This is a genomic window from Roseicyclus sp. (genome assembly GCF_052168335.1).
Taxonomy (GTDB): domain Bacteria; phylum Pseudomonadota; class Alphaproteobacteria; order Rhodobacterales; family Rhodobacteraceae; genus Roseibacterium.
This window is the reverse complement of sequence record NZ_JBQLZP010000425.1, coordinates 1-8,039: the sequence shown is the minus strand read 5'-3', so window position 1 is coordinate 8,039 and position 8,039 is coordinate 1. Positions and strand designations below refer to the sequence as shown.

Genomic DNA, 8,039 nt, shown 5'->3' with positions numbered 1-8,039 from the left:
CCCCGCCATCTTCGTCTCCGGCGGCGGCGCCCCCGGGCTGACGGCCGCCATCGCCTTCGCCGACGCGGGCTTCCGCACGCTCTGCGCCGATCCCGCCCCGCCGGTGATGGACCGCGAGGCCAAGGGGGCGGACCTGCGCACCACCGCGTTCCTCCAGCCCTCGCAGGCCTTCCTCGAACGCATCGGCCTCTGGGACCGGCTCGCGCCGCATGCGATGCCGCTCCAGGTCATGCGCATCGTGGACGCGGGCGGCCCGGCGCCCGAGCCGCGCGTCGCGCACGATTTCGACGCGGCCGACATCTCGGACAAGCCCTTCGGCTGGAACCTTCCGAACTGGCTTCTCCGGCGCGAGATGGTGGCGCACCTCGCCACCCTGCCGCTGGCCGAGTTCCGCCCCGGCACCGGCACCGCGCACGTCCTGACCCGGGCCGAGGAGGCGCGCGTGACGCTCTCGGACGGCACGCGCCTGCGTGCGAAGCTGATCGTGGGCGCGGACGGGCGGCACTCGCCGGTGCGGGAGGCGGCGGGCATCGGGGTCAGGACGCTCCGCTACGGGCAGAAGGCGCTGGCCTTCGCCGTCACCCACCCGATCCCGCACGACAACGTCTCGACCGAGATCCACCGCTCGGGCGGGCCCTTCACGCTGGTGCCGCTGCCGGACTGGACCGGCGAGGACGGCGTCGCCCGCCCCTCCTCCGCCATCGTGTGGATGGAGCGGGGGCCCGAGATCAAGCGGCTGATGTCGCTCGCCATTCCCGACTTCGAGGCGGAGATGACGGCGCGCTCGGCCCACCTTTTCGGGCCGCTCCGGCTGGTGTCGCAGCGCACGGTGTGGCCGATCATCAGCCAGGTCGCCGACCGGATGGAGGCCGAGCGCACCGCGCTCATCGCCGAGGCCGCGCATGTCGTGCCGCCCATCGGCGCGCAGGGGCTGAACATGAGCCTCGCGGATCTCCACACGCTCCTCGACCTTGCGGTCGCGCATCGCGACGATCCGGGCGCGCGCCCGCTCCTCCAGCGCTACGCCCGCGCCCGCCATGCCGAGGTGCTGGCCCGCGTCACGGGCATCGACGCGCTCAACCGCGCCTCGATGGTCGAGGCGCAGGGGCTTCGGGACATGCGGATGCGCGCGCTCGACGCGATCTACCGCGTGGCGCCCGTGCGGCGGGTGCTGATGCAGACGGGGCTCGGCGCGCGGGGCTGATTCAGATCGCGCGGAGGATCAGGTCGGCGGTGCGCATGGCGCGGTCGGTCTCCTCGCCCGAGGTGCCCTCCGCCATCGCGTAGTTCATCAGCCGCTCGGCCATGAGCGGCGTCACGAAGGCATCGCAGAGCGCCTTGACCGCGCCCACGGGCCAGGTTCCGGGGAAGAGCGCGTCCGTCCGCCCGGTCCGGCCCCAGAGGCGCGCGAGCGCCGCCGGAAGGTCGGGATCGGACAGCGCCTGCCGCAGGAGCGCGCCGAGCGGCCAGCCCCCCGCGGACAGCAGATGCAGCGTCGCGATCACGTCATGCGGCCAGTCCGGGTCATGCACGGCGCGGTCGACGAGAAGGCCCGCGAAACGTTCCAGGAGCGCCCAGTCGCGCGCGGACCATCCGTCCGGCCCGAGCGGCGCGAAGAGCGCGAAGGCGCGGGCAAGGGTGCCGTCCTGCGAGGCGGCTGCGCCCGAGGCCAGGATCTCGATCACGCGCGGCAGGAGGAAGCGGAAGACGGCCCGGTCGGTGCGCGATACGACGGCGGCGCCGCCCCGGCCCGCGCCATCCCGCGCGACGCCCGCCGCCCGTTCGAGCCAGGCCGACACGTCGTCGTGCGTCCAGTCGCGCGCCGCGCGCCCCGCCAGCATCCGCGCCCGCGCCCGGTCGGCGCACAGCGCGCAGCCGCAGCCGGGCACATGGCGCGGCGCGGGCCGTTCGAGGTGGCGGTAGGCGTCCTCGACGAGGCGGTGGAACGGGTCGGAGAAACCGACTCGCGTGGTCCTGCGGAGGGGGTGGTCGTGCTCGTGCGTCATGGCCCGGAGATTCACCAGACCAGTTGGGCAGGGGTATGGCGGAATTGCTTACCCGATGGGGCCGGGCCGCCTTTCTTCGGACAAAAGTACGTTCGCCTCGACACCGCCGACGCCCGGCAGGGTCATGATCCGGCGCCTCAGGATGCGTTCGAAATCGGGCAGGTCGCGCGCCACGACGCGCAGGCGGTAGTCGTAGAGGCCGAGGACATGCTCGACCGTCTGCACCTCGGGAATCGCCGCGACCGCGCGCTCGAAATCCTCGAGACTGACGCGGCCCTTGAGCCCGAGCTTCACACCGAGAAAGACGGTGACGCCGAAGCCCAGCGCCTCGAGGTCGAGGTCGAGGCGGCGCGCGCCCAGCACCCCCGCCTCCGTCAGCCGCCGCACCCGACGCCAGGCCGCCGACTGGCTGAGGCCCACGCGGCGGCCGAGTTCGCTCGCCTTCAGCGTCGCGTCCTCGGCGAGCGCGGCGAGGATCGCGCGGTCCGTCCGGTCGAGGTCGATGCTCACGGGGCCCTCACAGCGGCAGCGTCTGCTGGTTCTTGATCGCGGCGACGTGCATCAGCGCCTCTATGTCGGCGATGTGCGGCAAGGTCAGGATGCGGTCGCGGTAGACCTCCTGGTAATGCGCCATGGAGCGGGCGATGACGGCGAGGCGCGTGTCCACCCGCCCGAGGAAGGTCTGGATCTCCGTGACCTCCGGGATCTCGCGGGCGGCGGCGATGAACTCGTCGAAGGCGCGCGGGTTCGTCTTGTCGAGCGTGATCCGGAGCGAGACCGTGACCACGTAGCCGAGGGCCGCCCAGTCGATCTCCATCCGCTGGCCGCGGAGCACACCCTGCGCCTGCAATCGCTCGAGCCGGGCGTAGCAGGTGGCGAGCGGCAGCCGCACCGCCTCGGCCAGCGCCGCCATGGGCTGCGCGGGGTCCGCCTGGAGGTGGCGGAGGATGCGGCGATCGCGGTCGTCGAGCATGGGAAGGCGCAGATTTGCCGGAGTGATGCATGATTTTCTAGCTTATGGGCCAGATTCCTGCAATTCGATTGCGGTATCCACCGGCGATTTCCGCCATGGTCGCGCGTCGAAGGACCCCCGCACGAGGAGACGGAAGATGCGTGTCTACTACGATCGCGACTGCGACGTGAACCTGATCAAGGACAAGAAGGTGGCGATCCTGGGCTACGGCTCCCAGGGCCATGCCCATGCGCTGAACCTGCGCGATTCGGGCGCGAAGAACGTCGTCGTGGCGCTGCGGCCCGGCTCGCCCAGCGCGAAGAAGGCCGAGGGCGAGGGCCTGCAGGTCATGGGCATCGCGGAAGCGGCGGCCTGGTGCGACCTCATCATGTTCACCATGCCCGACGAGCTGCAGGCCGACACCTACCGCAAGTACGTCCACGACAACCTGCGCGAGGGATCGGCCATCGCCTTCGCCCACGGCCTCAACGTCCATTTCGGCCTGATCGAGCCCAAGCCCGGCGTCGACGTCATCATGATGGCGCCGAAGGGCCCCGGCCACACGGTGCGCGGCGAATACGTCAAGGGCGGCGGCGTGCCCTGCCTCGTGGCGGTCCACAACGACGCGACCGGCCGCGCGCTCGAGATCGGGCTCAGCTATTGCTCGGCCATCGGCGGCGGGCGCTCGGGCATCATCGAGACCAACTTCAAGGAAGAGTGCGAGACCGACCTCTTCGGCGAGCAGGCGGTGCTCTGCGGCGGCCTGGTCGAACTGATCCGCATGGGCTTCGAGACGCTGGTCGAGGCCGGCTACGCCCCCGAGATGGCCTATTTCGAGTGCCTTCACGAGGTGAAGCTGATCGTGGACCTGATCTACGAGGGCGGCATCGCCAACATGAACTACTCGATCTCGAACACGGCCGAGTATGGCGAGTACGTCTCGGGGCCGCGCATCCTGCCCTACGACGAGACCAAGGCGCGGATGAAGGCGGTGCTCGACGACATCCAGCAGGGCCGCTTCGTGCGCGACTGGATGGCGGAATGCGCCGTCGGCCAGCCCTCGTTCAAGGCCATCCGCCGCAACAACGACGCCCACCAGATCGAGAAGGTCGGCGAGACGCTGCGCGGCATGATGCCCTGGATCACGGCCGGCCGCATGGTCGACAAGTCCAAGAACTGACACGAATTTCCATCGGACAAGGGGCGGCGCCGGGCGCCGCCCCCTTTTCGTTGCCGAATGTCCTCAGCTCCGCCGGCCCTGCGGGGTCACGCCCTCGCGCCGCGGTGCCGTCGCCGGGTTCGGCCCCGGCCCGTCCTTGGCGAGGCTCGACTTCGGCGCGTCGGGGTCGTGCAGCTTCCGTTCCGTCCGCCGCTTGCTCACCGTCGCCCAGGCGAGCCATGCGATCATGGTGATCAGGAAGAGCGCGGCCAGAAAGATCCACGTATCCATTGCGTCGTCCTTTCCCTTTCGGTTCGGGTGACGAACGCAGCCGCGGCGACAGGGTTCCGGTCAGCAGGGCCGCGCGAGGACCAGCACCCAGACCGACCCGGCCTGCGCGAACCCGTATTGCGTGACCTGTGCGTTCAGGATGTTCTCGCGATGGCCGGGGCTGCCCATCCAGGTGGCGATCACGCTGCGGATGTCGGGCTGGCCGCGGGCGATGTTCTCGGCCGTGAGGCAGGAGCGGTAGCCCGCGCGCTCGGCCCGCGTGCGCGGCGTCGAGCCGCCGGGGCCGGCATGGCTGAAGTTGCCGGTGCGGCTGAGGTATTCGGCATGCGCCTGGGCCGCCGCCTGGAGCGCGGGACTGTAGCCGAGCGGCCGGACGATGCCGTTCTGCGCGCGCTGGAAGGACAGCTGCGCCCCGGCCGACGCGATGTCGACCGTTTCTCCGGCCGAGACGCGCTCGGTCCCCGGCGCGGGCGTGCAGGCCGCGAGCGCTGCGGCGGCGAGAGAAAGGATCAGGAAGCGGCGCATTTCGATGCTCCTTGCCCGGGTGTCTGCCTCACGCACAGGATGCGCGAGCCGGGCCGCGACGGCAAGGGTCGCCTTCTTGGGCGGGCGGATCGGGCGATCGGTCGGTGCAGGCGAGGCTGTGGATAATTCTGGGAGAATACGGTAAAAGGATAAAGATGTCGCTGATTTCGAGTATAACAGACGTGGAGTGATCGGCTTTTCGACATCATTCCCCAGCCGCAAGCGCTTCGGCGAGCCTCCGCTGACGCGTCAGGACGGCGTCGAGGTCGGTCGTGACGAGCCTGCCGTCGTCCACCACGCGCCGCCCCTCCACCAGGAGGTCACGCACCCGGCTCGGCCCCGCGAGGAGAAGCGCCGCCGCGTCCCAGGAGCCCGCCGCTTCGACCCCGCGCATGTCCCAGATGGCGAGGTCCGCGCGGTATCCCGGCGCGATCCGCCCCAGTTCGCCGCCCCGGCCCAGCACCTCGGCCCCGCCGCGCGTGGCGAGGCGCAGCGCATCGCGCGCAGAGAACGCGCCCGCCCCCTGCGCCACCCGCTGGAGGAGCATCGCCTGCCGCGCCTCGGCCACGAGGTTGCCGCTGTCGTTCGAGGCCGACCCGTCGACGCCGAGCCCGAGAGGCACGCCCGCGCGCAGCATCGCGGCGACTGGTGCGATGCCGGAGGCGAGGCGGCAGTTCGAGCAGGGGCAATGCGCGACACCCGTGCGGGTTCTGGCAAAGAGATCAATCTCCTGCGGGTCGAGCTTCACGCAGTGGGCGTGCCAGACATCGGCCCCCGTCCAGCCCAGATCCTCGGCGTATTGCCCGGGCCGGCAGCCGAACGTCTCGAGCGAATAGGCCACGTCCTCGTCGTTCTCGGCGAGGTGGGTGTGGAGCATGACGCCCTTGTCGCGCGCCAGCAGCGCCGCGTCGCGCATCAGGTCCCGGCTGACCGAGAAGGGCGAACAGGGCGCGACGCCCACGCGGACCATCGCCTGCGGCCGGGGGTCGTGGAAGGCGTCGATGACGCGGATGCAGTCCTCGAGGATCGCGCGCTCGTCCTCGACGAGGCTGTCGGGCGGCAGACCGCCCCTCGACTGCCCGATCGACATGGCCCCGCGCGTGGCGTGGAAGCGCAGCCCGATCTCGCCCGCCGCCGCGATCGTGTCGTCGAGCCGCGCGCCGTTCGGATAGAGATAGAGGTGGTCCGACGTCATCGTGCAGCCCGAGAGCGCGAGCTCGGCGAGACCGGACAGCGCCGAGACATGCATGTGCTCGGGCGTGAAGCGGGCCCAGATCGGGTAGAGCGTCTTCAGCCAGCCAAAAAGGGCCGCGTCCTGCGCGCCGGGAACCGCGCGCGTCAGCGTCTGGAAGAGGTGGTGATGCGTGTTCACGAGGCCGGGCGTCACGAGGCATCCGGTCGCGTCGATCACCTCCGCCTCTGGCGCAAGCCCTTGACCGATCCCGCGGATCCGGCCGCCCTCGATCAGGATGTCGGCATCGGACAGCTCGGTCCCGGCGTCGTCCATGGTGACGATCCGCGCGGCGCCCCGGATCAGGACGGCGCTCACCCCGCCACGCCCCGGAGGAGCGCCAGCGCCTCGGCATGGAGTTCCGGCCCCGCCGCGGCGAGGACGCGCCCGCCGGCATGGGCCGGCCCGCCCCGCCAGTCGGTGACGACGCCGCCCGCGGCCTCGATGACGGCGATGGGGGCGCAGACGTCGTAGGGGTGGAGCCCCGCCTCGATCACGAGGTCCACATGCCCCGCCGCCAGGAGCGCGTAGGCGTAGCAGTCCATGCCGTAGCGCGTCAGCTTCACCGCGTCGCGCACCGCCTCGAAGCCCGCGCGCTCCGCGGCCGTGCCGACCTCCGGGAAGGTGGTGAAGAGCGTCGCCTCCGACAGCCGCGGGGCCGGAACGGTGGCGAGGGCGCGCGCGCCCCGCGGCCCGGTCAGCCGCGCGCGTCCGAGCCCGCCCTCGAACCGTTCACCGATGTATGGTTGGTCGATGATCCCGTAGAGCGGCCCCTCCGCATCGCAGAGCGCGATGAGGACGCCCCAGGTCGGCGTGCCCGCGATGAAGCCGCGCGTCCCGTCGATCGGGTCGAGAACCCAGGTCAGCCCGCTGTCGCCGCTCCGGTCCTCCTCCTCCTCGCCGAGCACCGCGTCGCGCGGCCGCCGGTCGGCGAGGATTGCGCGCATCGCGGCCTCGGCCGCCCGGTCGGCCTCGGTCACCGGATCGAAGCGCGCGCCGCCATTGGTCCGGACACCCTTGTCCAGGGTCTCGAGGCCGGTCCTGCGGAAATGGGCGAGCGTCTCGCGCCGCGCGGCCTCGGCAAGCGCGTGTGCCGTGGCCAGCACGCCGGGGATCTCGCGATCGGGGAGGCGACAGGTCCCGGGCGGGGCAGCGGATGACATCGGAGAACCCTCGATCTGCGGTCGCCGCCGGTCTGGAAGCGGCTTCCGCCGAGGTCGCATGACCCCCGCCCGGGGTCAAGCGGAGGCCGGCCTCAGGCGGCGGCCTCCGACAGGACGCGCGCCAGCTCGAAGAGGCGGCGGCGCTGGTTCTCGGGGATGGCGTAGTAGGAGCGGATCAGCTCCAGCGCCTCCTTGTCGGCGAGGATGTCGCCGGGCAGCGCGGTCTCGGGTTTCGCCTCGGCCTCGGCCGATTGCTCCATGCCCTCGAAGAAGTAGCTCACCGGCACCGAAAGCGCTTCGGAGATGTCCCAGAGCCGGGAAGCGCTGACGCGGTTCATGCCGGTCTCGTACTTCTGGATCTGCTGGAACTTGATGCCGACCTTCTCGGCCAGTTGCTGCTGGGTCATGCCGACCATCCAGCGGCGGTGCCGCACGCGCTTGCCGACGTGAACGTCCACGGGGTGTTTCAAAAGGCCCTCCTCGAACATAGCCAACGTTATCAGGTCGACCTGTGCCGTCGCGCGACCTCGCGTTGCCTTCGGCGAGTGGCGCTCAACCCATGCGACAGCAGTGGAACTAGGACGGCGCGAAGCGGGATCAACCCCAAGTGGAAGTCTTCCGTCGACGCGGTCGTCCGGTGAACTCTTAACGTGCGCAATTATCAATCATACTCGCCTTCGGCGTGTGGCGCAACTCGGAGCTGTGTCGCACT

General features: G+C 71.0%; 10 protein-coding genes. 2 read left to right on the top strand and 8 right to left on the bottom strand.

Annotation, left to right across the window (positions count from 1 at the left end; all coding sequences use genetic code 11):
* The first annotated feature begins 7 nt into the window (after nucleotides 1-7).
* A complete protein-coding gene (locus tag ACTS11_RS13005) occupies nucleotides 8-1,204 on the top strand; it encodes a UbiH/UbiF family hydroxylase (protein WP_442640735.1) in 1,197 nt (398 codons plus the stop codon).
* Between the two features lies 1 nt (nucleotide 1,205).
* Here ACTS11_RS13005 and ACTS11_RS13000 read toward each other — a convergent pair whose 3' ends face one another.
* The 3 genes from ACTS11_RS13000 to ACTS11_RS12990 are packed head-to-tail and all read right to left on the bottom strand — an operon-like array spanning nucleotide 1,206 to nucleotide 2,979.
* Nucleotides 1,206-2,006, bottom strand: coding sequence for a hypothetical protein (locus tag ACTS11_RS13000; RefSeq protein ID WP_442640734.1), 801 nt, complete (start codon nucleotides 2,004-2,006; stop codon nucleotides 1,206-1,208).
* 48 nt (nucleotides 2,007-2,054) lie between these two features.
* Nucleotides 2,055-2,516, bottom strand: a complete 462-nt coding sequence (locus ACTS11_RS12995) for an Lrp/AsnC family transcriptional regulator (protein ID WP_442640733.1) — start codon at nucleotides 2,514-2,516, stop codon at nucleotides 2,055-2,057.
* Between the two features lie 7 nt (nucleotides 2,517-2,523).
* Nucleotides 2,524-2,979, bottom strand: a complete 456-nt coding sequence (locus ACTS11_RS12990) for an Lrp/AsnC family transcriptional regulator (RefSeq protein ID WP_442640732.1) — start codon at nucleotides 2,977-2,979, stop codon at nucleotides 2,524-2,526.
* A 136-nt stretch (nucleotides 2,980-3,115) separates the two neighbouring features.
* On the opposite strand from ACTS11_RS12990, the gene ilvC reads away from it, so the two are divergent.
* Entirely contained in the window at nucleotides 3,116-4,138 is a 1,023-nt protein-coding gene (ilvC, locus tag ACTS11_RS12985; RefSeq protein ID WP_442640731.1) for a ketol-acid reductoisomerase, read from the top strand.
* A gap of 63 nt (nucleotides 4,139-4,201) precedes the next feature.
* On the opposite strand, the gene ACTS11_RS12980 is transcribed toward ilvC, so the two are convergent.
* The 5 genes from ACTS11_RS12980 to ACTS11_RS12960 form a co-directional block, all read right to left on the bottom strand.
* Nucleotides 4,202-4,408, bottom strand: coding sequence for a hypothetical protein (locus ACTS11_RS12980; protein ID WP_442640730.1), 207 nt, complete (start codon nucleotides 4,406-4,408; stop codon nucleotides 4,202-4,204).
* 60 nt (nucleotides 4,409-4,468) lie between these two features.
* Entirely contained in the window at nucleotides 4,469-4,933 is a 465-nt protein-coding gene (locus ACTS11_RS12975) for a CAP domain-containing protein (protein ID WP_442640729.1), read from the bottom strand.
* Between the two features lie 205 nt (nucleotides 4,934-5,138).
* The gene (locus ACTS11_RS12970; protein WP_442640728.1) at nucleotides 5,139-6,482 is read right to left on the bottom strand and encodes an 8-oxoguanine deaminase; all 1,344 of its coding nucleotides are present in this window, start codon (nucleotides 6,480-6,482) and stop codon (nucleotides 5,139-5,141) included.
* Nucleotides 6,479-7,327, bottom strand: coding sequence for a histidinol-phosphatase (gene hisN, locus ACTS11_RS12965; protein WP_442640727.1), 849 nt, complete (start codon nucleotides 7,325-7,327; stop codon nucleotides 6,479-6,481). Before hisN ends, ACTS11_RS12970 begins: the two co-directional genes overlap by 4 nt.
* Before the next feature lie 92 nt (nucleotides 7,328-7,419).
* Nucleotides 7,420-7,797, bottom strand: a complete 378-nt coding sequence (locus tag ACTS11_RS12960) for a helix-turn-helix domain-containing protein (protein ID WP_442640726.1) — start codon at nucleotides 7,795-7,797, stop codon at nucleotides 7,420-7,422.
* Nucleotides 7,798-8,039 lie beyond the last annotated feature (242 nt).

Bases quoted from the DNA above. Each gene is read 5' to 3' on its own strand.
- ACTS11_RS13000 (WP_442640734.1), bottom strand. From the start codon at position 2,006: ATGACGCACGAGCACGACCACCCCCTCCGCAGGACCACGCGAGTCGGT.
- ACTS11_RS12990 (WP_442640732.1), bottom strand. From the start codon at position 2,979: ATGCTCGACGACCGCGATCGCCGCATCCTCCGCCACCTCCAGGCGGAC.
- ilvC (WP_442640731.1), top strand. From the start codon at position 3,116: ATGCGTGTCTACTACGATCGCGACTGCGACGTGAACCTGATCAAGGAC.
- ACTS11_RS12980 (WP_442640730.1), bottom strand. From the start codon at position 4,408: ATGGATACGTGGATCTTTCTGGCCGCGCTCTTCCTGATCACCATGATC.
- ACTS11_RS12975 (WP_442640729.1), bottom strand. From the start codon at position 4,933: ATGCGCCGCTTCCTGATCCTTTCTCTCGCCGCCGCAGCGCTCGCGGCC.
- hisN (WP_442640727.1), bottom strand. From the start codon at position 7,327: ATGTCATCCGCTGCCCCGCCCGGGACCTGTCGCCTCCCCGATCGCGAG.